Genomic DNA, 25872 nt, shown 5'->3' with positions numbered 1-25872 from the left:
CTACACTCCGCGAGTAACGTCGATTAAACCTTCACGGGACAGGTGTTCCAGGAATTGCACCACCTGCTCACGACATACATCTGGCTCAATCTCGTACTCCGCAGCAAGTACCTCAACAACTTCACCCAGCGTGCGTTCTTCTGCGATCAGATCCCAGATTCGTCCACCGGTACTCCCGAGATTATAGTATTTTCCAGAGCTAATGCTCATCATAACTTTCTCACTGCCCATATCACTGACCAGATTGCCTTCCTTCCGGGTTACCCGGTCTTCCACATTCATCGGTGTAGTCGCTGTCATTGTCCTGTATGCACTCCTTTACGTATATGATCTGTGATCCGATCCACCATCTCAAATGCTGTAAACTCAGCACCCGTTCTGACCAATCTGCCAATCTCCACACTTGCTGAAAGTCTTGAAGCCGTCTCGAACAGCCACTGTGCCAGCCCCTGTCTTGCAACAAGTCCACCCCGGAACGTATGGGAGCATAACAGATGCAGTCGTTCTAGCCCCATCACTTCAACCAGTTGAACAGAAGTATGGTTTTCCTCCGGTTGTGGAGCAAGTTCGAATATTCCACCTAGTGGTACGGCCATCTCATGAAAATAGTGCTGAACAGGTATCGCATACTTGGTAATCTCCGCGTGAACCGTTGCATAATCCTGTTCCTTCATACCGAAGCCATCCAGACTGGGCTGCCACAATTTCTGTTGCGGGTAACCAGGTGATACGATAGCCCTTCCCCCAGCATCCCAGGTCAATGCGACAACATCATCGGTGAGAAGCGGATATCCGCGTGATGCCAGTGCGGCCGAGAGTGTTGATTTGCCTGCTCCCGAATGTCCGACAAATGCGTAAGCCCATCCATCAATAACAACTGCACTACCATGCAAAGGAAGAATGCCACGCTGCATCATAATGACCGCCATACAAGTGCCCAGGATGAATAATCTAACCTTTTTCTCATCTGCACCCGATATAGGGGACACGACAATGCGCTTTCCTTGTTCCATTAGAAACAGACCTGTATCTTCGATTTTGAAAAAAAGACTGCCCTCTCGTGCCACAAAGTTGTCGTTGCCTACATTCCAATCCTCCCACAATGGGGTCAGATCTGAAGACTCGATGTGCACATCCACGACATCAAAATCACTCTCCGCATCCTTGGGTGCGATCTGTAGTTCAGGCATTCGAGTTTGGCTCGACCAGCGCAGACCATACGCCACATAATGCACAGGCAACAATGAACGACGCCTCCTTCGTAATTAAATGTAAAAAAAAGCCCTTATATTCATGTTGCTCAATATAAGGGCGGAGGCGAAAAGCTGGATTGGTTCCAATTCCGCCCTTTAAGTATGATGACACGTTTTGGAACTAAACAACTTAGGAAGTTGGATCGTACAGATCCGCATCGTGAACTGTGATCCAGTCAATTTGTCTGTAGCCAGTACCGGCCATCGTTTGATTGACTTCCAACACTTCAAGAGCTGGTGCTTGCCATTCCTTTTTTTCCATTTGCATCGTATTCACCTCCTTTCATGTGCCCTCATTCAGAATTTTCGAATGAACCGATAGACGATCAGACTATGCATCATCAATCGCAGATCTGGATGTGAAGCAAGTTCAGGTCTTGGACTCGGAAAATTGGCCAGAGCAGACTTGATACGCTCCGTGTTTAATATGCCAGCAACCTTGCTATCAGAACACAAGGCACGCAACTCGGCCGTAAAGGCATCCCAATTCGGAATGATGCGATGCAGCCAATCCGCCGGTTGTACCCCCCGTACCCGTTGATTCAGTCTGACCTTGTCAGGCAACTCCGGTGAAGTAGCCCGGCGAATCAATGAACGATCCGTCCCTTGTTTCACATATTGTTCAATCGGAACGGACAGACAGAACCGGATGACTCTGGCATCACTTGTCGGATCACGTTCCCAAGCGCGGTAACGCAGAGAACATTTTGTAGCTACAGCACCGTTTTTGTTCGCAATGGCCAGGTTATTGAATTTCTCGGCACGTACTTTGAGTGCATCAGCCTGGGCACCGCCCTGCAGAACAATAATGGATTTGAGTCTTTCCAGTACACCTGTTCTTTGAGCAAAATCAGGATGGATCAACTGTACAGAAGCGGCCTGGCTTGCTCCTTTGGACTGTGCCTTGAACCATTCTGGATATGCCTTTTTCCCGGTGATCTTGGCTATACGGGAGAAGGGCATACCGGTCCGTTCACTGTACTGCTGCATCTCACGGAACCAGCGATACCAGCGGCCACTTTTCAGCAGACTGGCGTAATAATCCAAAGCCGGGCCCCAGGAGATGGTGAAGTTACCGCGTGCTCCTGTGAGCAGAATACCTGCATCCTGCTGGCTCGCTTTTTCATAGAATCCGCGAATCCAGAATGAATTTTCAAAGTATTTGTAGGGCATTTCCATAATATCGAGCCAGGTGTCTACTTCACTGAGAGGACTTCTGCCTTCAAAATCCAGATAGTTCTCTGTGATATTCCCGACGTGATTAATAGTCGAACGTATAAATGGTCTCTCGTCAGCAAGCAACGTTTTCGACGTGTAATCCGTGAAATCCGGCACGGGAACATAGCTATAAGCATGCAGCCGTTTGCCCTGACTTCTCAGTGTTCCAGAAGCAAAACCAACCACGGCTCCCGAGTCCAGTCCGCCACTTAAAGCAGCAGCTACCTGCCTGTGAGTTCGCAATCGCGATCCAACCGCCTGCCCAAAGACCTCCCGAAACGCTTCTACATACTCACCATCGGATTTCAGCCTTAGGGGTTCGACTTCATTCCAGCGATGATATTGCTTCAGCTCCAGTCTCCCATCCCGGAAAACAAGTGTATGTGCAGAAGGCAGTTGGCTTATTCCCCGATATACGGTTGAATTGATATCTGCTGAATCATGCATGTCAGGAATGGCAAGGAATTCGGACAACCAGGTCTCATCCAGTTCTTTATGTACCCCTTCAAGCCCAAGCAACGGATTCATGAGTGTGCAGAAAGCAAAACGTGAGCCATCATGTCGGTAATAAAAAGCTCTCATGCCTGTAATGTCTCTCGCTGCATACAGTTTTCGATTCCGCTCATCCCATATCGCGAATACAAAATCCCCCAGCAATCGGACAGCTACATCTTCCCCCCAGCGCTGATAGGCACGCAAGATCAATTCACTATCCGATAACATCGCCAGCTCAGCTCTGGATATCTGTAATTGATCTGCCAGTTGTTCCCGGTTATCCAGAATGGCATCTGCCGTGATGGTCAGACCACTTTCCTCATCATATAGAGGCAACTTCTCGCTAACCGCTTCCGGTGTAATCCATTGGGCGTGACAGCTAAGGAACGCCTCATTGCCTTTCCACACCCCTGTTGTATCCGCAGGGACATGCCCCAGGCTTGCGTAAAGACGCCAGCTGTCTTCCCATAGCGCCTGCTGACCATCGTTGTGTACAATTCCTGCTATGGCGCTCATGACTTGCCTCCCCGTAGAATCTTGCGCTGTGAAGCCCAAGCGCTGATCTGGTGACCAAATGGTACCCATGATTTGATACGCTGTATTTTGCTTTGAGCAGAAGCCAGCTGGACTTTCAAACGTTCTCGCTCACTGTATCCTCGTTCCAGACGATGATCTGCCGCCCGTAGTGCGGCCTGCAGCTGTCTGATCGTTGCCAGTGCAGCCAGTGTGGGATCTATCTTTTCCGGTTCTTCGAGAGCTGAATCATTCCGATTTTCATGGGAATCATGGACGAGAGAATCAGCTGGCTGCATCCGATAGTGCTGCTGCCAGTCGCAACCGGTCGCTGTAATCAACTGATGCGTAATTCGCTCGATGACCTCTTGATCCGGACTTGCTTCATAACGAACACCCGTCCATTGTTCGGCTTCTGCCAACTGGTCACTGTACCCCATCCGATGGAACAGATCCGCTCCCATCACACGACAATACAGTTCAACTTCATGTGGTTCTAATATGTTTTTCCAGTTGTTAACAGAACCCTGATGTGCCTCTTGATGGGAAGAAAGGAATGGATCACCCACGCCCATACTGTAGAACATGTCAGACTTGGCACTGTCCAGAAACTGTCCATACTGCTCCATACCCTGTTCATATGGAATTCCCAGAAACGCGCATAGTTTTTCAAGTTCTTCCTGGGGATTGGAAACCATTCGTTCATATTGCAATTCATACGCATTGGAATGTGGTTCGGCAAAATAATCATTCAAGCGGAGCATACCCAGTGTGAGATCTACAGATTTCATATTTAATTTGGAGCTCTGCAAACTATGAGTCAGGTCGAATCCTTCACCTGTATGACGGTTTACCTTTTTGAATGATGCTGCTATGGCCAGAGGATTACGCTGGAGATGAATGCGCTTGGACTGTGGGAACAGACGATCCAGCCATTCTAGCATGTAATAATAACGCGGAGATTTATCAACGATGAAGTCTGCTCCGCTCCCTTCCAGGAATCCATTGTAGATCTCAAGAGCAAAACTTCTGCACGCCTTTTCGAAGACATCCTCGGATACCATGGCATTGTAGAACTGACGCATGATGGAGCTGCCACCATAAGCGCGTGAATCGGTTTTTGGCAGATCGACAAGACTCATCAGAAACCACATTTCCTGGGTGGCGAATATACGACTGTGATTTTGTAGCATGACTGTGGATAATGAACTACCACTGCGGGGAACACATAGTAAGAAAACAAGTCCGTTACCTTGAGCGTCGATCAATGGCAGCCTCTCCTCTGTTCAATAAATTAAGCATGCAGCCGGGATAGACCAGACTCTACTTTTGTGTTTGGCAAAACGAATACTACGCAAACTATTAGGTCAGTATTTTGCAACATTCCGTCGGAACCTTACCCGAGAGTGATGCAAATACACATATTCTTTCGACAACTCTCAGATACAATATGTATTTATAGTTTTACTCTATGATACAAAATGTATCATGTCAATCTTTTATTTTCACCTTTTCATAAATTCTTACTCTTTCACTGTATTCTCCTGTCTGTCGTTTAAGCACTTATTCATGATCAACTATGTTCTGATTGCACAAACGCGAATAAGCTCCAGACATGTTCTGTGAGGAACAATGCCTGAAGCCATGCGTAATCCGTTGAGAAGCTTACTATGAAAACCGTTGAACAATCATCAGGTGAACCTTACATTTGAACTCTTCCCAGGAGCTCCGACACTCCTATTTTGCTCTTCTTCCTGATCTGCCAATGCAGCATCCTGCATCCCCTTCTGTACCTTCACAGTTAACAATACAGCAATGCCTGCGATGAAAAAGAAGATCAGCGACAGAATGCCCCAACGCGTGGAACCCGTGATCTGTCCGACATAACCGAACACAAATGGACCGAAGATCGAAGAGAATTTGCCTGTAATATTCACAAAACCAAAATACTCTCCTGTTCTGCCTGCCGGCATCAGATTGCTAAACAGGGAACGCGCTGTGGATTGACTCACACCCTGCACGACTCCAACCAGCCCGGCGAGCACATAGAAGTGGATCGCTTGTGTCATGAAATAACCGAGAATCACAATACATATGTAAACCGATAAGCTAACAATTAATACCTGCTTTGCTCCCCAACGCTGTGCCCATGCTCCCAATAACAATGTACACGGGAACCCGATGAACTGGGTTAACAGTAGCGCGAGCATCAGGTCGGTTGTGCCAATACCTATACTTGTCCCATAGATTGTAGCCATCAGAATGATGGTATTAATGCCGTCATTAAAAAACCAAAAAGCCAACAACATGCGGATTAACTGGGGAAAACGCCGCATCTGACGAAAGGTCTGCCGCAGTCTGCGCACGCCCACCGCAGCATACCCTGTCCACGAGCCGGGCATGTCCGGTGATGCAGGCCGTCTCGGAGCATGACGAAAGATCGGTATCGAGAACAGCAACCACCACAACGAGACGGAGATAAAAGCAAGTCTTGTGCCTGCCAGTGTACTGCTCATCCCGAACCATCCCGGTTGCTGAATCATCAGCAGGTTCACCGCAAGCAGCAATCCTCCTCCAATATAACCATAGGCATATCCTTTGGAGGATATCATGTCTCTTCGTTCAACAGGTACCAGATCCGGCAGCATTGCATCGTAAAAGGTGTTACCACCTGCAAAACCAATCGTAGATATGACCAGCAAAGCGGAAGCAAGTAACCAGTCCCCTTCACCGATTGCGCTGAATCCCAATGTAGCAAGGACGCCTATGATTGCAAATACACGCAGGAAGTCGCCCTTACGTCCTGACAAATCAGCCAGCGTTCCTAGCAACGGTGTTAGCAGAGCTACGCACAACATGCCAATGGAGTGTGTATAAGCCAGGTAGGAGCCGGCGGTATCCTTATCCAGCGTTGCTGCAGCAACCGAAGCATAGAATACGGGCAGGACCGCTGCCAACACCGTTGTCGCGTAAGCCGAATTGGCCCAATCATACATAATCCAAGCCTTGATCGCCTTTTTATTCACATAAATCCTTCCTTTACATGCAACTATTATAATGATTGATGTCTTTCTCCTATTGTAAAGGAAGGATATCACACTTGTTCACTGTTTCTGTAAAAAATGGTGCAGTTCTGTTCTTGCAACTCACCTTACCTCCGAGGTGAACTTGCGTAATTGTATCATTTTATATCCACTCTCATCACATATCGTCCTCGCCCGTGAATATACTTAATTACCGACAGGCCAAACTGTGCCGCGTAATCAATGGGGGGTGCCTACATGTCAAATTCACACCAGCCTTACTCGTTCGTCGTGTCGAAGGAAGATTGGTCGCTTCACCGCAAAGGGTACCAGGACCAGCAGCGCCATCAGCAAAAGGTGAAAGATGTCATCAAGCAGAATCTGCCTGATCTGATTACGGAAGAAAACATCATCATGTCTGATGGAAAACAAATCATCAAGGTACCAATCCGCAGTCTGGATGAGTACCGTTTTGTGTATAACTACCAGAAGCAAAAACATGTCGGTCAAGGAGACGGTGACAGTCAGGTCGGAGACGTCATCGGTCGTGATCCCGCTGCTTCGCAGAAACCCGGCAAAGGCGAAAAAGCTGGCGATCAGCCTGGTCATGATATTGTGGAAGCCGAAGTTAGTATTGAGGAACTGGAAGATATGCTCTTCGCTGAGCTGGAATTACCTGATCTGAAGCAGAAAGACAAGGATCTGATTGAGACACATACGGTAGTTTTCAACGATATTCGCAAAAAAGGTATGCAGTCCAATATTGACAAGAAACGTACCATTCTGGAGAATCTACGTCGCAATGCTACGACTGGCACGCCAGGCATCCATCATATCAGTCCGGATGACCTGCGCTACAAGACATGGGAAGACAAAATCATTCCTCAATCCAATGCCGTTATTATTGCCATGATGGATACATCCGGGTCCATGGGTTCGTTTGAGAAATACTGCGCGCGCAGCTTTTTCTTCTGGATGACCCGTTTTCTACGCCGTCAGTATGAGAAAGTTGAGATTGTTTTCCTCGCCCATCATACGGAAGCCAAGGAAGTAACCGAAGAAGAGTTCTTTACCCGTGGCGAGAGCGGAGGCACCATCTGCTCCTCTGTATATATGAAGGCGCTGGATATTATTGACAGCCGTTATCCACCTTCCAGCTACAACATCTACCCTTTCCACTTCTCTGACGGGGATAATCTGACCTCGGATAACGAACGGTGTGTGAAGCTGATCGGGGAGTTAATGAAACGTAGCAATATGTTTGGATACGGCGAAGTGAATCAATATAACCGCAGTAGCACACTGATGTCGGCTTACCGCCATATCAAGATGGATCAGTTTATGTATTATGTGATCAAAGAAAAAGGCGAAGTGTACAAAGCTTTGCGCAGCTTTTTCCAGAAACGGGAAGGAGGCAGCGTTAGATGACAGATGAGATCCGCGACCTAGAATACGCTATTGCCGAGATTATGGAGATTGCCAATGGTTTTGGTCTGGACTATTACCCCATGCGGTACGAAATCTGCCCATCGGATATTATTTATACATTTGGAGCCTACGGCATGCCGACCAGATTCAGCCACTGGAGCTTTGGCAAAACATTTCATAAGATGAAAATGCAATACGATTTTGGACTCAGCAAAATTTATGAGCTTGTCATCAACTCCAACCCTTGTTATGCCTTCCTGCTGGATGGCAATTCCCTGATTCAGAACAAATTGATCGTAGCCCACGTATTGGCACACTGTGATTTTTTCAAAAACAATGCCCGCTTCTCCAAATCCAACCGTAATATGGTCGAAAGCATGGCTGCTACGGCGGATCGGATCAGCAATTATGAGATGGAGTACGGAACGGAAGCGGTTGAAGCATTTATCGATGCCGTGATCGCAATTCAGGAACATGTAGATCCACAGCTGATTAAACCCCGCCATTTGGACAAACAACGTTACATGGAGATGAAAATGCGGGAGCAGCGCGGTGAGAAAGCACCCAAACCGGAAGGCCGCTATGATGATTTATGGTCGCTTGATGATGTGAAGACCGAAGATACACCAGCCGAAGGCATTCAGGTCCATCACTTTCCGCCTGAACCAGAGAAGGATGTCATGTGGTTTATTCAGGAATTCTCGGAAGTATTGACCGACTGGCAGCGGGATATCATGAGTATGATGCGTGAAGAGATGTTATATTTCTGGCCACAGATGGAAACGAAAATCATGAACGAAGGCTGGGCTTCTTACTGGCATCAACGCATTATCCGTGAACTCGATCTCAACAGTGAGGATACGATTGAATTCGCGAAGCTCAACTCCTCCGTGGTGCAGCCATCCAAACAAAGTCTGAATCCGTATTATCTGGGACTGAAGATTTTCGAGGATATTGAACGACGCTGGGATAACCCAACCCGGGAAGAACAGGATCGTTGGGGCCGTAAACCAGGCCAGGGTCGTGCGAAAATGTTCGAGGTGCGTGAATTCGATTCCGATACCTCCTTTATTCGGAATTACATGACTAAACAATTAACTGAGGACCTCGACCTCTACGTCTTTGAGAAAAAAGGCCCGGACTGGAAAATCACCGACAAGTCCTGGGAAAATATACGGGATCAGCTCGTATTTTCACGTGTCAACGGGGGCTCCCCTTATCTGGTCGTGCAAGATGCCGACTATATGCGGACCGGGGAACTCGTGCTGAAACATCAATATGAAGGCATTGAGTTGGATCTGAAATATATGGAGCGCACCATGCCTTATCTGTATCGCCTCTGGGGGCGTACGGTACATGTAGAGACACGTGTCGAGGATAAACCGATCTGGTTTACGTATGACGGCAAGAAGCACCACCGCAAATTTATGTAAGGTTTTCGATTATCATTATAGGAAACGAAAATATAAATACTCTTATCATGGATCAGTTTAATGTTTAATAAAAAATAAGACATAAAAAAGCGGCAAGTCCCCGACATACACGGGAACTTGCCGCTTGGCATTTCATAAAATTAGGATGGTACCGGCGTTGTACCATTGCCCTGCAAGCGCAGCGGTACAAAAAAGTCATGTTCAACTTCACTTGCCGGCAGAGGACGACTGAAATAATATCCCTGAATCTCACGGCAGTCATTCTGCATCAGAATGTCCAGTTGACCTTTCGTCTCAATACCTTCGGCAATGACTTCCATGTTGAGATTCTGGGCCATCGATATAATGGTCGCTACAATTGCCTGATCGCTATGGCTCTCTGTAATACCCGTCACGAATGAACGATCAATCTTGAGCTTGTGAATCGGGAAATGCTTCAGATAACTGAGTGAACTGTATCCCGTACCGAAATCATCCAGGCTGATTTTTACCCCCAGTGCCGTGAGTTCTTTCAGGATTGCCGTGGACACTGTTGCATCCATCATCATGCTCTCTGTAATCTCCAGCTCCAGATAACGGGCCTCCAGCCCTGTCTCATGTAGGGCATTCTTGACCTGTTCCACTAAGTTGGATTGGTGAAACTGCTGGCTGGACAAGTTAACCGATACCGGAATGAGTGGTCCGCCACTGGCATGCCAGAGTTTCATCTGCCTGCATGCCTCCCGCAGCGTCCAATTGCCAATCTCATAGATCATGCCTGTCTCTTCTGCAAGCGGGATGAATACATTGGGTGCGAGCAGACCTTTGAGTGGATGGTTCCAACGTATAAGAGCCTCCACACCAATCATGCGGCTATCCTCGGTACGAATCTGTGGCTGATAGTACAGGACCAGCTCATCGCGTTCCAAAGCTTTACGAAGATAACCCTCCAGCTCAATGCGTTCATAAAGTTCCGAATCCAGTTGAGCAGTGTAGAATTGGAAACCATTTTTGCCGTTTTTCTTCACTTCATACATGGCGGAGTCCGCATGTTTCAGCAAAGCATCCACGCCAACTCCATGATCCGGGTACATCGCAATTCCAATGCTGGCGGTTACGTAAAAGTCATTCTCCTTCAGTCGATAAGGTAACTGAATGGCTTCAACAATCTGTTTTGCAAGTTCTGCCACTTGTACTTCTGTCGCTTGATCCTGGGTCACAACGAGTGTGAACTCGTCACCACCCATCCGGGCCAGCATGACATTCTCCATAGCCAAGGGATCAGAAGCTTCTATGGCTTTCATGATCCGGTTGCTGACTTCTCTTAGAAATACATCTCCAATGGAATGTCCCAGCGAGTCATTAATCATCTTGAAACGATCTATATCCATCACCATAACGGCAAAAGAATTCCCTTTTTCTTCTGAATCGTGAATCGTACAAGCCAGTACATCATCCAGCTTGCGCCGATTGGGCAACCCCGTCAACGGATCATGCAAAGCTTGGTGACGAATCTTCTCCTGAGCCTGTTTCTCCTCTGTAACGTCTTTGATCAAAATGTGACTTCCCACATGTCTGCCATCAATGACAACAGGAACTACAACAATACTAAGGTCCAGAAGTTCACCCTGTATGTCTCTCATTTTGGCCATGTAGTGCGCCTGCTCCAGCCCATGATCATCCCAATCGATGGAATCAAATTCACTTATCCACTCGATATCGATCTGCTGAGCGATATCATCAATGGAACGATCCATGACCTCTTTTTCAGGATATCCGGTGATTGTTGTTACAGCAGCATTAATACCTTTGACAATCCCTTCCTTGTTCACTGAAATAATGGCATCCGAATGGTTATGATACAAGGCCTGATACCATTGCTCGTTCTCATGAATCCGTTGATCTTTCTGTGACATTCGCTGATTGATAAATATGCCAAACAACGTCAAGCCCAAAGCAATAAATGTGCCCGATGCGATCAAGTAGGCGAGAATGCCTGGCTCAATCTGCATACCTGAACTTACCATCGAGCCATGTGAATGATGGAAATGCGCGGCTGACATCCCGGTATAATGCATGCCAGAGATTCCAATCCCCATTATGAGACCGCTGCCCATCTTGTAAACCCAGGTATGTCTTGATTGATGATAACGGAAGAAAAACATGAGCCACAATGCCGCAAAGGAAGCAAGCGCTGCAATCAGAATGGATAACACCACTCTGCCTGGTTCATACGTAACCGGAGTTGACATCGCTGCCATTCCCACATAATGCATCGAGCTGATCCCCGCTGTCATCAGCACTCCAGCAATCATAAGCTGGCTTATCCTGCCCGATTGTCTACCCGCAATGTTCAAGGCCACCCCTGATGCGACAATAGCAAGTAGAACAGATAAAATAACCTTACCGGTGGAATAGGAGACTTGCGTAGGCAGAACAAAAGCCAGCATACCTACGAAATGCATGGACCAAATTCCCAGCCCCATCGAGACTGCACCGCAGGTAAGCCATACATTCCGCGCCATCCCGCTAGCCTGACTTACACGGCCTGCAAGGTCAAGGGCTGCGTATGAAGCTAACGATGCAATAATATAGGATAAAATAACAAGTTCTAAGTTGTACGTACCATGTAGGTGCTCCACTCACTCTTTCCTTTCGACCGGGAAATGCCTTGTATGTATGCAAAAATGTAAAAAAGAAGCGAGTGCGCTGTCTGGATGACAGGCACTCCCTCCGCATCATTTGACTCGTGACCACAGACTTAGTTGAAGCCGTTGTCATACATTGGAACCCGTTTATTTGAATGTATATAGTCTAAACGTCCCAGCCCTTAAAATCAACACTTATTTCCAGATATACGATGTTGATTAGCTAACTTTTTCATATTCTAATTCACAACAAAATATTCTATTTGCGAGTCAATAACAGACTGCCAAAACCGGAAGTATCTTGATAAGAGTTACCTGATGAATCACTCCAGATGGACACACTGCTTCGCTTGCCATCCCCCGCGCCATCATCATTAACTTGCAGATCAAATCCAATCCATCTTTGCCCTTCAGCACGAACGCTATCTAGTGGGATTGCCACTTCAACTGTATACCCTCCGCTTGTTAATCGGGTAGCTGATTTGAAACTTTCTTTCCGTGCATTTCCTCCAAAAGAAGCCTCATTATCAAAATTGACCCGGTACTGGGCGTCATCCTCCTGATAGAATGTTGTCTGATCTTTGCTCGGGTCGATAAAAATCTCGATCGAATCCTGCTCATGTGCATTAGAACTTAATTTGCTTCGCAAAGGATCTTTCACATCTGCCAATACGTACAGGTATTTCTCATCCCATAACAGCTGTGCAGTCGCCGTTGCACCGGAGTTTCCGACCACCCAGACATCCGTTTTAACAGATGCAGCCTTTTTCCAGACGTTATCCTTTTTTGCATCAATTACAGGTTTGCCATAAGTGACCTTGGTTTGTTTCAAGACAGAACCGAGCTTCAGTTTGCCCCGGTTGGCTGGTTTGTCGGGCTGTTGATTGGAAATATCATTCCAAACGATGGTCGCTGTCTTTCCAGCAGCATATTCATCCGTAATCCGATAATCCAGAGACAAGACCTGGCCTTCAGTAAGTAAAGCAGCTGACATAGGCAGTGATGCGTATACAACATAACCGGTTTTTGTCTCCTGTACATTGTAAGTATTTTTATCTTTGCCTTTACCACCATCCCGTTTAAATGTATATTGACCATTGGCAGACGGCGGATTTTTCTTCTTGGCAGACAGATCAGCTTCAGAAGTTGCAGCACCTGTCCCCTTGACTTCTTCCGCGAGGAAAACCTGCACCTGATCCCCTTTGCGACGTGTGGTATCCTTCACTTCCACTCGTAAATTCACCTTTTTGGCATCCCACATCATACGAGCCTCACCCGTAACCGCAGATGTACCATCTGCCAGATGATTAATTTCCAGTCCTTTCACAGCACCCCAAAGAATATCTTCCTGTCCTTTATGATTCGGGAAAGAAGGGCTGGCCTTCAATGCTGTCCATTCATTACGATAGATCGGAAGGGTGGCAGGGTCCACCAGTGCCCAAAATGCCGGTTTTGCTTTTAATTTACGATCAAACAGCAACGGTGCATCTTTGCGTCCTTTGACCGGATGATTGTCAAGCCATGTACCATCATCTGCAAGTCCCCAGACCGTAACACTGTCCATCACGCCGCGTTTCCCCAAATCTTCGAACAGGTCAAACAGTTCACGATAACGATAAGCTTGTTGCAGCATTAATTCATCTGTGACAGGCATCTCCAGTTCAGAATTACTTGAATAGATCGAAACGTCCAGCTCTGTAACCTGTACATTCACACCAAGAGCGATCACTTTCTCAAAAGCCTCACGAATGAGCTTTACATCCGGTCCGTACATCGACACATGCATCTGGAATCCAACCGCATCAATGGGTGTTCCTTTGGCAAGCAGCTTCTCTACAAGCTTCACCATATCATTTACCTTGTTTCCATTGCCCTCCATTCCATAGTCATTAATCACCAATACCGCATCGGGGTCAGCCTCACGTGCATAACGGAAAGCCAGTTCAATGTAATCACTGTCATCTCCGTCGCTATCCACATCCCCAATAATATCTCTCCACTTGGAATTACTGGCCTCATTCCGCAAGCCGCCTCCGTCTGAGATGACTTCATTGACGACATCCCATGTATGAACCTTTCCTTTGTACCGACTCACGATGGTTTGAATATGCGTTTTCATCCGTGCAAGCAACTGTTCCCGCGTGGCAGGTTTCGAAGCATCATCCGGATCCGTAAAGAACCAATCCGGCACCTGACTATGCCATAACAGCGTATGACCTCTGATTTCCATGTCATTTGCTTCGGCAAACTTCACCAGGCGATCTGTCTCTGACCAGACAAACTGTCCTTCCTGAGGCTGCATCGCATCCATTTTCATAAAGTTTCCAGCTGTAATACTATTAAAATGTTTCGTCAACAGCTGGGAATGCGGATCTTCCGCGTCCAGTGCAGACTGGTCGATTGCCGCTCCCATTGCATAGTGTTGTCCCACAACATCCACTAGATTCGGAATGTTCGGCTCTATTTCAATTTTTTCGGCTTCCGTAATCAGTACATCATCCACGTAAAAAGTAATCGTATCCGCCGACGTCACTTCCGCTGACGTCTTCCAAGGTGTCTCTGCATACATGCGGAATCCGGTGATGCCGCTATTTTCTCCAGGGATCACCACATCTGCCTCGATTTTTTTCCACTGTCCCTTGTTCAGAGTTGCAGAGGCAAACGTAGCATATTCTCGACTTGAAGCGTCGTTATTGTACTCTTTCTCCAGTGAACCGTTAATGACCTGACTGTCCGGCCCTTCATCGTACATGGCCCAAAATGAAATATGAACCGTGCTGCCCTTCTGTACATGGTCTATTACTTCAATTAAGGGTCCATGGAACGTTTCGGTACGGGAAGAGGTTCTCAGGCTCCGTGTACTGTCGTGACCTACTTGCGTGACAATATCGAGTTTCTCATTCGCACGTGGACGCCATTGTCCCAACACACCATCTTCAAAATTAGCCTCAAACAGTACTTCATCATCGCCAGTCTTAACGTCCGCAGCCGCAGCACGTGTCCCTCCTGTTCCCACACTTGGGAACAAACTGAAGATCAATACAGCCGACAAGCACAAGCTCCACCATTTTCTCAAATGCATCCGATCTCCTCCTTGGTTGGTTGTTTGTGAAGAGTAACCTTTGTTCTGTCATGCGCCAGCCCTTTACAAGATCGTTGTGCAGGATTGGATAGTCGTTATTGAACAGAAATTGTAAGCACTTTCATTATACGATTGCCAGCGAACTTTGTTTACCCGTTAAACTATAGGACTTATTTTAAAAACTTCACAATAAGATAAAACGACAAAAAGCACAGCTTGTTAGCTGTGCTCCATGTCACCGTCATTACATATTTACACTTTTAAAGGTGCTGTGGTCTGACGGACAACCAGATTGGAAGGTTCCGTCACCACGGGAGGAGAATAAGATGGATTCTCGATCATGGCAATCAGATATTCGATGGACTTAATGCCGATGGAATAGATATTCTGATTCACCGTGGTCAACCCCGGTTTGAATACCTCAGCATAATACGTGTTATCGAACCCGACAACCGAGATATCTTCTGGTACACTCAGTCCATGCTTTTCAATTTCATGAATCGCACCAAAAGCAGACATGTCTGATGCACAGACAATTCCCGTTGGTTGATCCTGAAGTGCCAGCAATCGTCGGGCGGCCTTGCTTCCTCCGTCGAAGGAATAATCGCAGATCTCCAGATATACCGTAGAATACGGGATGCCGCATTCTCGCAGCCCTTCCCGATATCCTTCCAATCGTAGATTGGCTACGGCAGGTCCAAGTGTCCCTGAGATATAGGCAATTTTGCGGTGCCCAAGCTCATGCAGATGTTTGACACCCATCGAGATCCCGTTCGCGTTATCCGTAGTAATGTAACCGGCACGTTTGCCCAACATGTCCGTATCAACAAACATCGTTGGAATCTCTGCATCCACCAGTTCCTGAATACTCGTGTTTTCTCTGCCTTCCCCGAATACCACAACGCCATCCACATTACGACTGCGGCAATGTTTGATGAACGAGTACGCCGGATCATCGAATCGAGTAGACAACCGGACCAGGTCATATCCACTGTTCTCCAGCGCTGTCTTGATCCCTTCCAGCAACTCCGACACAAAAGGGTTCGTAAACGGAACCGTTAACAGTACGCCCACCGTCCATGAACGGCGTTTGACGAGTCCACGTGCGACCACATTGGGTTGATATTTCAATAATTCGATGGCTATATTGACTTTTTTGCGTGTTTTTTCACTTACATCAGGATAATCGTTTATCACTTTGGAAACGGTTGCAACAGATACTCCCGCTTCCTTGGCTACATCATGGATAGAAGCCATCTGATCACCTCAACCTCTTTCGAATCCCCTGTCTCCGGCTGCATTTTCTATAACATCGGCAGGTTTGTCTACCCATTATAGCTTAAAACAGCCTGAAACGGTATGGAAGGTTCCTAATGCTTTTAAGCTCTATTCCTGCTGTTCCAGATTCTTCAAATCCAGAGACAGTTTCTCCATTGTTGTTGCAAATACAGCGAGTTCAGCCGAGCGTGAAGCTTGGCTACGTGCTCCGCGAGACGTATGATCCGACTCCTGCTGCACACTGCTCAGTTTCTTCATGATCTTCTCCAGATTAGACTGAATCTTACCCTGGGCATCCCGGGAACTGGCTGCAAGCTTGCGCACCTCACTAGCGACTACTTCGAAGCCACGTCCAAACTCTCCTGCATGAGCAGCTTCAATCGCTGCATTCAGGCCGACAAGATGACTCTGATCCGATATCTCGCGAATGAGTTCACCCATTTTTCCGATCTGCTGGATCTCTCCTGTTAATTCGGTAAGCAGAACCTGAGCCTGATCCTGAGAAGCCGCTGTTTCTTTGGCAACACTCGATATAGCCATTGCACTTTCATTTAATTCACTAATCATGCCTGTAAGCTCTTGGGTAATCTGCGTAATTGCCTGTAATGTATGTTGTTGGTCATCGGCAAGCTGATGTAACTTTTCTTTTTCTTTCTTCTCATAGGCTTCAAGGACAAGCTGTGAATCCAGATTGAACATTTTGCTGAGCGCTTGAATGACAAGATGCCAGGAATCAGGAATAACCTGTTGGAATATGCTCGTTGCAATATCCAGGTAGACCATATAGGTACCCAGATAATAATCTTCAGACAGACCAATCCGTGAATGCACAAGTCCAATCGCAATCCGTTGCTCAATATATGCGTCGTCCACGATTCCATCCGTCATCGATAACCAGTACATCTTCTGCGTTTCTTTTAGACGATCAATGGTAGAGAATCTTGCGATCAGATCTACCAATTCAGGATAATTTCCCACATGATTGTAGAAATGATCCACCACTTCATTAACGACTTTTTTAAAAACAGGCCGATGATCGGCAAGTAGTTTTAGATCCCCTGTGGTTAATCCCATGTAATCAAGTTGCTTCTGTCTTGTTGCGGAAATACTGCTCATATCGGGTTCAGTCAGCTCCTTAATAAACACTAAATTACTTTAAATTGTAAATATATGTATTGATTATAGACTAAAATACCTAAATATACATATACCATTAGAACTAATTCTCTTTAAAATTAACCTTATTTATCAGCTTTTTAGATTAATATGACCTTCATGTAATTAAAAAGGCCCTGACTCTGCTGTGAAGGAGCCTCACAGCAGACATCAGGAGCCTGATCCGGAATGGTTTGTTGCCGATTAGCGATTAAGCAGACTGCCCACATAACGTAACAGTTCATTCGCGCTGGCTGCGGTGTATCCATGTTCCTCAATTAAGCGTTTAATGACTTCATTCATACGTTTCAATTGTGTTGCATCCGGTGTTTTGGTTGAGGTTGTGATCTTGACGATGTCTTTCAGATCGGTGAACAACTTCTTCTCAATCGCTTCACGCAAACGGTCATGGCTGCTGTATTCGAACTTGCGCTCCTTGCGGGAGTATGCCGAGATTCGGATCAGAATCTCTTCTCTGAACGCTTTCTTTGCATTCTCGGAGATCCCGATCTGTTCCTCGATGGATCGCATCAGACGCTCATCCGGGTCCATCTCTTCATCCGTGAGCGGGTCACGAATCTTGGACCAGTTGCAGAATGCTTCAATGTTATCGAGGTAGTTCTCAAACAATGTTCTTGCGGATTCCTCGAATGAGTACACAAATGCTTTCTGCACTTCCTTCTTGGCCAGTTCATCATACTCCTTGCGTGCAAGAGCAATGAAGTTCAAATAACGCTCCCGCTCTTCCTTTGTAATCGAAGCATGTTGGTCCAGACCGTCCTTGATCGCCCGCAGAATGTCCAGCGCGTTAATGCACTGAAGATTTTGCTTGATCAAAGCACTGGAGATCCGGTTAATGACATACCGCGGATCAATGCCGGACATCCCTTCATCCAAATACTCATTTTGCATCTCGCGCAGATCGGCTTCTTTGTATCCTTCCACTTCTTCACCGTCATACATGCGCATCTTTTTAACGAGATCCATGCCTTGTTTCTTCGTTTCCTTCAAGCGGGTAAGTATCGAAAAAATGGCTGCAGTCCGCAGTGCATGCGGTGCAATATGAACATGCTTCATGTCACTTTGCTGAATGAGCTTGGCATAGATTTTCTCTTCCTCGGACACTTTCAGATTGTACGGAATCGGCATGACAATCATCCGGGATTGCAGTGCCTCATTCTTCTTGTTGGAGATAAAAGACTTATACTCCGATTCATTCGTATGCGCCACAATCATTTCATCCGCACTGATTAAGGCAAAGCGTCCTGCTTTGAAGTTCCCTTCCTGCGTAAGTGACAGGAGATTCCACAGGAATTTCTCATCACATTTTAACATCTCCTGGAACTCCATTAACCCACGGTTTGCCTTGTTCAACTCCCCATCAAAACGATAGGCACGTGGATCGGATTCGGAACCAAACTCCGTAATGGTGGAGAAGTCAATACTACCCGTCAGATCGGCAATATCCTGTGATTTCGGATCGGATGGGCTGAACGTTCCTATTCCCACGCGATTATCTTCGGAAACAATGACCCGTTCCACCGGTACCTTGCTGATATCACCACCATATTCGGTACGGAGTCTCATCTGGCAGGATGGGCAAAGGTTACCCTCAATACGGACTCCAATTTCCTTTTCCACTTCAGGACGAAGCTCCAGTGGAATCAGATGCAGCGGTTCCTCATGCATCGGGCATCCATCAATGGCGTATATGGCACCTTTCTCTGTCCGCGAGAACTGTTCAAGCCCCCGCTTCAGCAGTGTCACCAGCGTCGATTTCCCTCCACTTACGGGACCCATCAGGAGCAAGATCCGCTTCCGTACATCCAAACGACGTGCTGCCGAGTGGAAGTATTCTTCAACCAGCTTTTCAATCGAACGATCCAGTCCAAAAATCTCCTGTTCAAAAAACTTGTACCGCTTATGCCCACCTACTTCTTCAACGCCAAACGATTCAATCATCTCATACACTCTGGCGTGAGCCGTCATTGCCGGAGTCGGGTCCTCTCTCAGCAGTGCAATATAATCTTCAAATGTTCCGTTCCATGTCAAACGGTCACTCTCTGCCCGATGTTCCGCAACGCGTTCAAAAATATTCATGCTTGGTACCTCCCATGGCTCCTTTAGTGTGATTGTCAACCATTCCGAATGGTATGAAGAAATCAATAGAATTGCGGCTCCTGCTTGAATACCAATCTTGCGGTTCTGTGTAGTCCCGCCACCCTCTGTCCAAACGTCTTGTTTTGTTGTGAAAAGTGTATTACATACCTATGCGGCAATTCGGATAAGTTGACCTCTTTTTTTCAATCAACCACTTCGAATTTTGGCTTTTCCCTGTTCTATCAGACATCTTGTGCCTTCAGAAAAAAAAGAACGAATATGATATAATGAGGGTTCTAAATTTAGGAAACCGGACAACACATGGTCAGAGACAGGCCACTTCTGGAAAGGAGCACGGACGATGGCAGTGAAATACGAAACCGAATTATATTCGCCTGTGAAGGCTTTCTTCGAGCAGCGTGGCTTCGACGTCAAGGCGGAAGTCAGACATTGTGACCTCGTCGGAGTCAGATCGGACCAGGACGAACCACTCATTGTGGAGATGAAAAAAACATTTAACCTCTCCTTGTTACTACAGGGCATGCAGCGCTTGAAACTTAGCCCGTTCGTGTATCTGGCCGTCGAGCGCAATCGCAGTAAACGCGGAGCCGTAAACCAACGCTGGAGCGAACTGACCGCACTATGCAGACAGCTCGGTCTGGGGCTACTGACTGTCACATTTTACAAAACCAAAGCTCCCCTGATTGATGTACTGTGCGAACCTTCAGCCCAGACACCCCTTACTAGCGCCAATCAAGTTGCTCGCAAAAGCGGTGTTCGGCGGAAACGATTGCTCAAGGAATTCGACGAACGCAGTGGAGACTACAATACGGGAGGCAGCACACGAAGACAGCTGGTCACAGCATATCGTGAGAAGGCTTTACGTGTCGCATCCGCTCTACGGACGAACGGAGAAGCCTCTCCGGCCAACCTTGCCAGACAGACAGGCGTAGGTTCTGCAGCAGGGATTCTGCAAAAAAATTATTATGGCTGGTTTGAACGCCTCTCCCGTGGAAAATATATTTTGACGATTAAGGGAGTACAGGCGTTAACCGAGCATGCACACATGCTTGAGGATAATGATATGATTGAACGAACCATTAATGAACTCGATGTAACGTATTCTGTATCTGGTGAAAATAAGGACGACCTTGCATACATCGCTGAAACAGCGGAGCAGTACTTGAAAAATACAGGCAAGATCTGATTCTGATCATCTGAAAGTAACGGATACGAAAAAATGAGAATGCAAAAAAAACACCTGTAATCTCCACTGGAGACTACAGGCGTTTTGATGTGTTCTATATAAATGATTGCTATTAGAATTTTACTGCTACTTCGGAAGCCAATTTCAGACCTGCAGTAACGATTTCTTCAGCACGATCTGCAGAAGCGTTATGTCCTTCAACGATAACCACTTCTGGGTTTTGAATGCCCCACAAGCCGAGAACTGTTTTCAGGAAGTTCAGGGACATTTCAGCAGCTGCCATTGGGCCTTCGGAATATACGCCACCACGTGCGTTAAGCAAAGCTACTTTTTTGTCGCCAGCAAGTCCTACAGGACCTTCAGCAGTGTATTTGAATGTTTTACCAGCTTGGCTCAGGTAAGCAATGTAGTTTACCAATGGAGCTGGAACAGTGAAGTTCCACAGTGGGAATGCAAATACAACTTTGTCAGCTGCCAGGAATTGATCTTGCAATTGTGCTGCAAGTAAAGCTGCTTTTTGCTCGTCAGCTGTCAGTTCAAAACCGTTAGCTGCTTTGTAAGTACCGGTGATAGCAGTGTTACCATAGAATGGGAATTCTGTATTGTAGAGATCCAACTCAGTAACTGTGTCACCTGGGTGAGACTCTTTGTATGCGCTCAAGAATGCATCGTACAATTTAACGCTGACTGCTTGATCTGCAGGACGGTCATTTGCTTTAACAAATAAAATATTAGACATGTTGAATTTTCCCCCGTTAGATAAAATATATGAGTGCATTTTCTGAACCGGCCACCATTGTAGCTTATATAAAGAAACCAACAACTCATTAATTCATATTATATATAAAAATGTTAGTGGATGCAATAACGTAATCACTTTGGTCATGAACCCATTTTAATTTTTGCTAAAAAATCTATTTTTGATCTGACTTAGCTACGAGCCGTAAATTCGGCAATGGTTTCACTGATCAGGTTCATGCCAAGCAGCAATTCATCCCGGCCCGGATGGCTAAAGTTCAATCGAATATAACGTTGATCCTGTACACCTGTAGAACATAGTGATCCAGGAAGAAAGGATACACCTTTGGGCAAAGCCGCTTTAAGCAGAGCGCCACTATCCAATCCTTCAGGCAACTGTACCCACAGATACATTCCGCCCTCAGGGATGTTGTACTGACACCCTTTCCAGCCAGGTCTTTTCAACAGTTCAAGCATCAGTTTGAGTCTTGTCTTATACTCCCGATTCAACATGGATAGGTGATCACTCCAACGAAAAGGGGAATGGGCAAGCAATTGATACAACAGCCGCTGATTCATCGGACTGGACTGACCATCTGCAATTCGTTTAACCGAGGCCATGGCCTGAATCAGCGCAGGATGTCCAGCAGCCCATCCGGTTCGAAGAGCGGGCGCTACCGTTTTGCTGAACGAACCAATGTAGAGAACATGTCCACCCTGATCGGCAGTATCCAGTGCAAAAAGTGAAGGATATTTACGATAGAATTCCGTTGGCTCAAGGCCATCGAAATGGAGCTCTCCATAAGAATCATCTTCCACAAGCAGTACACCATAGCGCGAACACAGCTCAAGGACTGCCTCCCGCCGCTCCATACTCCACAAAGCACCGGTCGGATTCGAGAAACTGGGTGCAGCAAAAAGCAGCTTCGGTCTAACCTGCTGCATGTGATGCTCCAAAAGGTCTGGCAGTATGCCGTCCCGATCACCCATTACGGGCACAATTTTGGCTCCTTGCATCTCCAGAACCTCAAGACAGCCTGGAGATGTGGGATGTTCAACCAGTACAGAATCTCCTGGCTCAAGCAATAGACGCATCACCAGATCAATGGCCTGCTGGGTACCAGTGGTCAACAGAATCTGTTCGGGTACCGTTCGTATGCCTTTGCGTGCATTCCAGTCTTTGTTCAGCCACTCTCTTAGGGGGGTGTAGCCTGCTGGCTCTCCATATTGCAATGCGGAGGGGCCTGAACTAAAGACAGACACCGCTGCTTCTTCCAACAATTTGAAAGGAAACAACTCCTCCGCAGGCAATTCTTCTGCCAGAGATATGAAATAATCCCTGCCAGACATCTCACGTATATCCCTCAGTGGTGATGACAAAAGCCTGTTGGTACGGGAAGCAAAGAAATATTTCATCGATCCGTTCCCCTTTCATCCCTATTCCGAAACTGTACTCGCAGTCCGCAGCCCTACAACCTATTCCTGCTCGCCATCGAATATGACCGGATGCATACCGAACTGTTGTGATCATGGGAAGAACAAACCTGTTTCGTCAGGATCCCGTCTTCACTTGTCTTGCATGCAAGGCATAACGTTCAATGGCCTGTGCTCTACTGCTTACTTCCAGCTTCACGTATATTTTACGCAGGTAATTATCAATGGAACGTCTGCTAACGTTGATCTCATTCGCTATTTTATCATAGGTTACACCCTGAACAATTCTTTCCATGATAAAAGTTTCGGTTTCTGTTAATTCAATGACACGTGCTTCTGTCGGAGACTCCACAGGTTGCGCCCACTCCGCACTGTTTAACCACGACAATGGAATGGACACATGGCCCTCACGTAATCCAGAGATCAGATGAATCAGCTGGCTAGGGGAAGCCTGTTTGGATAACATGCCGCTTGCACCAAGGCTCATCAAATGACGAAACAGCTTCACATTGTCTTCATCCGTCAAAATAATGATGTGACTGTGAGCTGACAGATTCTTCATCTGGGCAATATATTGATCTGCCTGACCCTCCGGAAGACGATAATCCATTAGAATCAGATCAGGCTGGTGAATATTCACCAGATCGAGCCCTTCTGTTCCGGTCGAAGTCATGCCACGTACCGTCAGATCTTGCTGCTCTTCCAAAATCAATTTTGTACCGAGCATGCTGGTGGGGTGGATATCTATGATGACCACCTGCCATACTTTTTTCATTGTTGTTCCCCCTGTTATGTATTGGACAAATGACTTTTAAATTCTGTCATGATGAATTCATCGTCTATGCGACAATCCGAGTATAGAAGAAGCATAGGTCGGATTATGTCGAAAAACAGAAAAATACAGGAGGAAGCCGATAAAAAGGCTCTATTTTCACTGTATTTTGTTATAAAAACACCATGACGTCCATCTTCCCATCCCCGGGAAGGTCAAAATATAGTATAAATTTCCTGCATTTCTATCTAAAAAAGTCGAAAAACCTGCCCAAAGTTCCTACTTATTGCATCTATAAGAAATTGTATCCTAGGACTTCCTTCCGATGCAATCTCTTTTTACTCTATTAAGTAAAGAATTTCATTTTTGCGTAATCAATAGGGGCATGATAGAATGAGGACTGGAAATTTTTTTGTACCTATTAATGACCAGGAGTGATGATATGAAACCATCTGCCCCGTCCTCTGACATCCATCACACCCGGAGCGCCAAAGGCAAGGCTGGATCTTCAATCAAGCTGTTTCTGGTAATGTGGATTGTTCTCATTGCACTAGGAGTCGTTGGAACCTACTATTATAGTAACCATCTCCAGCAACAGATGATTAACCAGCTTCAAGCCCATAATCAGCAGCAGATTGCAGCACTAAAAACCGACTATGAAAATCAGCTAACAACGATATCAAAGGAAGTAGAAGATCTGCAGGGACAGGTTCAATCCTTCAATGAATTGCTGACTTTCACCAAGGATAATGCAAGTGACAAAACGGATAACAGCAACAAACTGTATACCCAGCTGAGCGAAGTCAAAAAACAACTGGAGACACTCCAGAAAAAGATGGACCTGCTCAAATGATTACACCCGTCAAACAGGTTAATCGTTTTTTTATGCTTGCACTCGCTCCTTTTGTTGGATTGATATTATGCCTGCTGCTGCTTCGTCCTCCACTTGAACCCGGAGGTTTGATGCCTACCGAACTGTCAGAGGATACGATTACACCCCGGACCCAAGCAATTAGCCAAGAGCTTGCGGGGGCAAAAGATGCTGCTGTCCAGACTTCTTCTTCTATTAAAAGAACGACACAGCTCTATAATAAAACAACAAGTACGATGTCTACACTTGTACAGAAGGCTTCCGCCCAAGCGGATCGTCCGGAAATGATCTACAACAAACGGATTTCATCCAAGCTGGGCGTTCCATTTGAACGGGTAGACAGTGACCGGTTAACGATTGAAATGTACAGAGTGAATCCTGGCAGCTATAAGGGCTATGCCATGAAGATCAAGCTAAAAGACCCTACAGCCATGCAGATGGCTCTAGACAGTGAACCTGGGCGTTCTGAGACGACCATGCAGGCTGTGAAGCGTAACGGCGCAATTGCCGGGATTAACGCAGGTGGATTTGCTGACAGTGGGGGCAAACGTTATCCACTTAGCACAACCGTCATGGACGGGAAGTACGTGAACGGGTTCCAAGCCAGTTTCAAAGATCTGTTTTTTGTAGGACTTAACGATGCCGGCAAACTGGTCGGAGGCAAGTTCTTCGACAAAAACTCACTGGATCGCCTGCAACCACAATTTGGGGCTACGTTTGTACCCGTGCTGCTACAGAATGGACGTAAAACTGCAATTCCCGACAAGTGGAAGGTATCACCCAAACGAGCCCCACGTACAGTCATTGGCAATTATAAGGATGATCAGTTACTGATTATTGTAGTTGACGGATATAATGAGGGCGGAAGTTCCGGTGCTACCCTTGAAGAGCTGCAAGGGCGGTTGTACAAGCTTGGGGTGATCGACGCCTATAATCTGGATGGCGGTGGATCATCCTCGCTTATTCTGAATAATCGGGTCGTGAATAACCCTTCAGATGGCAGCCTCAGACCGGTGCCCACACACTTTTTATTTTACAAATAATAGGGTGAAGCATTTCTTTTCTACCTATAATGGTTATAATAGAAGAAAATGAGCTTGTGCAGGAGGTGCGAAGGGTATGTCATTTTCACTGACATTCTGGATTATTGCAATCGTATTGACTCTCTTCATTACAGGCATTCTCACTTCATCCTACAACAATGACAAAACAAAAGGCTTGTAAAGGCCAAGCCTCTCTCCGGAG

19 protein-coding genes are annotated in these 25872 nt (G+C 46.5%); 5 read left to right on the top strand and 14 right to left on the bottom strand.

The features are described 5' to 3' along the window. The 6 genes from AC4E8D_RS09280 to AC4E8D_RS09255 form a co-directional block, all read right to left on the bottom strand. Positions 1-300 carry a lasso peptide biosynthesis PqqD family chaperone gene (locus tag AC4E8D_RS09280; protein ID WP_017689560.1) on the bottom strand — a complete coding sequence of 100 codons (300 nt, stop codon included), beginning with the start codon at positions 298-300 and terminating at the stop codon, positions 1-3. Beyond that, positions 297-1244, bottom strand: coding sequence for a phosphoenolpyruvate carboxykinase (ATP) (locus AC4E8D_RS09275; protein ID WP_221823050.1), 948 nt, complete (start codon positions 1242-1244; stop codon positions 297-299). The genes AC4E8D_RS09280 and AC4E8D_RS09275 overlap by 4 nt, the downstream gene beginning before the upstream one ends. Positions 1245-1383: 139 nt before the next feature. Further along, a complete protein-coding gene (locus AC4E8D_RS09270) occupies positions 1384-1521 on the bottom strand; it encodes a paeninodin family lasso peptide (protein WP_174806426.1) in 138 nt (45 codons plus the stop codon). A gap of 29 nt (positions 1522-1550) precedes the next feature. Next, a complete protein-coding gene (locus AC4E8D_RS09265) occupies positions 1551-3482 on the bottom strand; it encodes an asparagine synthase-related protein (RefSeq protein WP_221823048.1) in 1932 nt (643 codons plus the stop codon). Then, positions 3479-4747: a sulfotransferase family protein gene (locus AC4E8D_RS09260; RefSeq protein WP_221823046.1), complete on the bottom strand. Its 1269-nt coding sequence runs from the start codon at positions 4745-4747 to the stop codon at positions 3479-3481. Before AC4E8D_RS09260 ends, AC4E8D_RS09265 begins: the two co-directional genes overlap by 4 nt. 423 nt (positions 4748-5170) lie before the next feature. Next, positions 5171-6505: an MFS transporter gene (locus AC4E8D_RS09255; protein ID WP_490206110.1), complete on the bottom strand. Its 1335-nt coding sequence runs from the start codon at positions 6503-6505 to the stop codon at positions 5171-5173. 255 nt (positions 6506-6760) lie between these two features. Between AC4E8D_RS09255 and yhbH the strand changes: the two genes are divergently transcribed. Together yhbH and AC4E8D_RS09245 are read left to right on the top strand one after the other, a co-directional pair. Next, positions 6761-7930 carry a sporulation protein YhbH gene (gene yhbH / locus AC4E8D_RS09250; RefSeq protein ID WP_074094335.1) on the top strand — a complete coding sequence of 390 codons (1170 nt, stop codon included), beginning with the start codon at positions 6761-6763 and terminating at the stop codon, positions 7928-7930. Continuing rightward, positions 7927-9363, top strand: a complete 1437-nt coding sequence (locus tag AC4E8D_RS09245) for a SpoVR family protein (RefSeq protein ID WP_221823042.1) — start codon at positions 7927-7929, stop codon at positions 9361-9363. The genes yhbH and AC4E8D_RS09245 overlap by 4 nt, the downstream gene beginning before the upstream one ends. 140 nt (positions 9364-9503) lie before the next feature. On the opposite strand, the gene AC4E8D_RS09240 is transcribed toward AC4E8D_RS09245, so the two are convergent. From AC4E8D_RS09240 to AC4E8D_RS09220, 5 genes are all read right to left on the bottom strand, one after another. Continuing rightward, positions 9504-11984, bottom strand: a complete 2481-nt coding sequence (locus tag AC4E8D_RS09240) for an EAL domain-containing protein (RefSeq protein ID WP_221823034.1) — start codon at positions 11982-11984, stop codon at positions 9504-9506. 265 nt (positions 11985-12249) lie between these two features. Further along, positions 12250-15072: an endo-1,4-beta-xylanase gene (locus tag AC4E8D_RS09235; protein ID WP_405131836.1), complete on the bottom strand. Its 2823-nt coding sequence runs from the start codon at positions 15070-15072 to the stop codon at positions 12250-12252. Positions 15073-15324: 252 nt separating this feature from the next. After that, the gene (locus tag AC4E8D_RS09230; protein WP_237176193.1) at positions 15325-16329 is read right to left on the bottom strand and encodes a LacI family DNA-binding transcriptional regulator; all 1005 of its coding nucleotides are present in this window, start codon (positions 16327-16329) and stop codon (positions 15325-15327) included. Between the two features lie 129 nt (positions 16330-16458). After that, positions 16459-17466: a protoglobin domain-containing protein gene (locus AC4E8D_RS09225; RefSeq protein WP_339183551.1), complete on the bottom strand. Its 1008-nt coding sequence runs from the start codon at positions 17464-17466 to the stop codon at positions 16459-16461. A gap of 243 nt (positions 17467-17709) precedes the next feature. Further along, positions 17710-19605 (bottom strand): PrkA family serine protein kinase, encoded by a 1896-nt coding sequence (locus AC4E8D_RS09220; RefSeq protein ID WP_036610009.1) that lies wholly within the window; start codon positions 19603-19605, stop codon positions 17710-17712. Positions 19606-19966: 361 nt separating this feature from the next. On the opposite strand from AC4E8D_RS09220, the gene AC4E8D_RS09215 reads away from it, so the two are divergent. Then, entirely contained in the window at positions 19967-20812 is an 846-nt protein-coding gene (locus AC4E8D_RS09215) for a DUF2161 domain-containing phosphodiesterase (protein WP_405131835.1), read from the top strand. Positions 20813-20924: 112 nt separating this feature from the next. Here AC4E8D_RS09215 and AC4E8D_RS09210 read toward each other — a convergent pair whose 3' ends face one another. From AC4E8D_RS09210 to AC4E8D_RS09200, 3 genes are all read right to left on the bottom strand, one after another. Next, entirely contained in the window at positions 20925-21551 is a 627-nt protein-coding gene (locus AC4E8D_RS09210; protein ID WP_221823024.1) for an FMN-dependent NADH-azoreductase, read from the bottom strand. 191 nt (positions 21552-21742) lie between these two features. Further along, complete coding sequence (locus tag AC4E8D_RS09205) at positions 21743-22966, bottom strand: aminotransferase-like domain-containing protein (RefSeq protein ID WP_076209159.1); 1224 nt, start codon at positions 22964-22966, stop codon at positions 21743-21745. A gap of 136 nt (positions 22967-23102) precedes the next feature. Beyond that, a complete protein-coding gene (locus AC4E8D_RS09200; protein ID WP_017689577.1) occupies positions 23103-23759 on the bottom strand; it encodes a response regulator transcription factor in 657 nt (218 codons plus the stop codon). A 439-nt stretch (positions 23760-24198) separates the two neighbouring features. Between AC4E8D_RS09200 and AC4E8D_RS09195 the strand changes: the two genes are divergently transcribed. Beyond that, positions 24199-24609, top strand: a complete 411-nt coding sequence (locus AC4E8D_RS09195; RefSeq protein ID WP_017689578.1) for a uroporphyrinogen-III C-methyltransferase — start codon at positions 24199-24201, stop codon at positions 24607-24609. Further along, the gene (locus AC4E8D_RS09190; RefSeq protein WP_221823021.1) at positions 24606-25670 is read left to right on the top strand and encodes a phosphodiester glycosidase family protein; all 1065 of its coding nucleotides are present in this window, start codon (positions 24606-24608) and stop codon (positions 25668-25670) included. Before AC4E8D_RS09195 ends, AC4E8D_RS09190 begins: the two co-directional genes overlap by 4 nt. Positions 25671-25872: the final 202 nt, after the last annotated feature.

Source organism: Paenibacillus sp. SRL342, from assembly GCF_984798905.1.
Note: the sequence above shows the minus strand (reverse complement) of the source record. Positions and strands in the feature narration are given on the sequence as shown.

What these genes read in the sequence shown, in the direction of transcription:
- AC4E8D_RS09280 (WP_017689560.1), bottom strand. Translation starts at nt 300, where the DNA reads ATGACAGCGACTACACCGATGAATGTGGAAGACCGGGTAACCCGGAAG.
- AC4E8D_RS09270 (WP_174806426.1), bottom strand. Translation starts at nt 1,521, where the DNA reads ATGCAAATGGAAAAAAAGGAATGGCAAGCACCAGCTCTTGAAGTGTTG.
- AC4E8D_RS09265 (WP_221823048.1), bottom strand. Translation starts at nt 3,482, where the DNA reads ATGAGCGCCATAGCAGGAATTGTACACAACGATGGTCAGCAGGCGCTA.
- yhbH (WP_074094335.1), top strand. Translation starts at nt 6,761, where the DNA reads ATGTCAAATTCACACCAGCCTTACTCGTTCGTCGTGTCGAAGGAAGAT.
- AC4E8D_RS09245 (WP_221823042.1), top strand. Translation starts at nt 7,927, where the DNA reads ATGACAGATGAGATCCGCGACCTAGAATACGCTATTGCCGAGATTATG.
- AC4E8D_RS09235 (WP_405131836.1), bottom strand. Translation starts at nt 15,072, where the DNA reads ATGCATTTGAGAAAATGGTGGAGCTTGTGCTTGTCGGCTGTATTGATC.
- AC4E8D_RS09230 (WP_237176193.1), bottom strand. Translation starts at nt 16,329, where the DNA reads ATGGCTTCTATCCATGATGTAGCCAAGGAAGCGGGAGTATCTGTTGCA.
- AC4E8D_RS09225 (WP_339183551.1), bottom strand. Translation starts at nt 17,466, where the DNA reads ATGAGCAGTATTTCCGCAACAAGACAGAAGCAACTTGATTACATGGGA.
- AC4E8D_RS09220 (WP_036610009.1), bottom strand. Translation starts at nt 19,605, where the DNA reads ATGAATATTTTTGAACGCGTTGCGGAACATCGGGCAGAGAGTGACCGT.
- AC4E8D_RS09215 (WP_405131835.1), top strand. Translation starts at nt 19,967, where the DNA reads ATGGCAGTGAAATACGAAACCGAATTATATTCGCCTGTGAAGGCTTTC.
- AC4E8D_RS09210 (WP_221823024.1), bottom strand. Translation starts at nt 21,551, where the DNA reads ATGTCTAATATTTTATTTGTTAAAGCAAATGACCGTCCTGCAGATCAA.
- AC4E8D_RS09205 (WP_076209159.1), bottom strand. Translation starts at nt 22,966, where the DNA reads ATGAAATATTTCTTTGCTTCCCGTACCAACAGGCTTTTGTCATCACCA.
- AC4E8D_RS09200 (WP_017689577.1), bottom strand. Translation starts at nt 23,759, where the DNA reads ATGAAAAAAGTATGGCAGGTGGTCATCATAGATATCCACCCCACCAGC.
- AC4E8D_RS09195 (WP_017689578.1), top strand. Translation starts at nt 24,199, where the DNA reads ATGAAACCATCTGCCCCGTCCTCTGACATCCATCACACCCGGAGCGCC.
- AC4E8D_RS09190 (WP_221823021.1), top strand. Translation starts at nt 24,606, where the DNA reads ATGATTACACCCGTCAAACAGGTTAATCGTTTTTTTATGCTTGCACTC.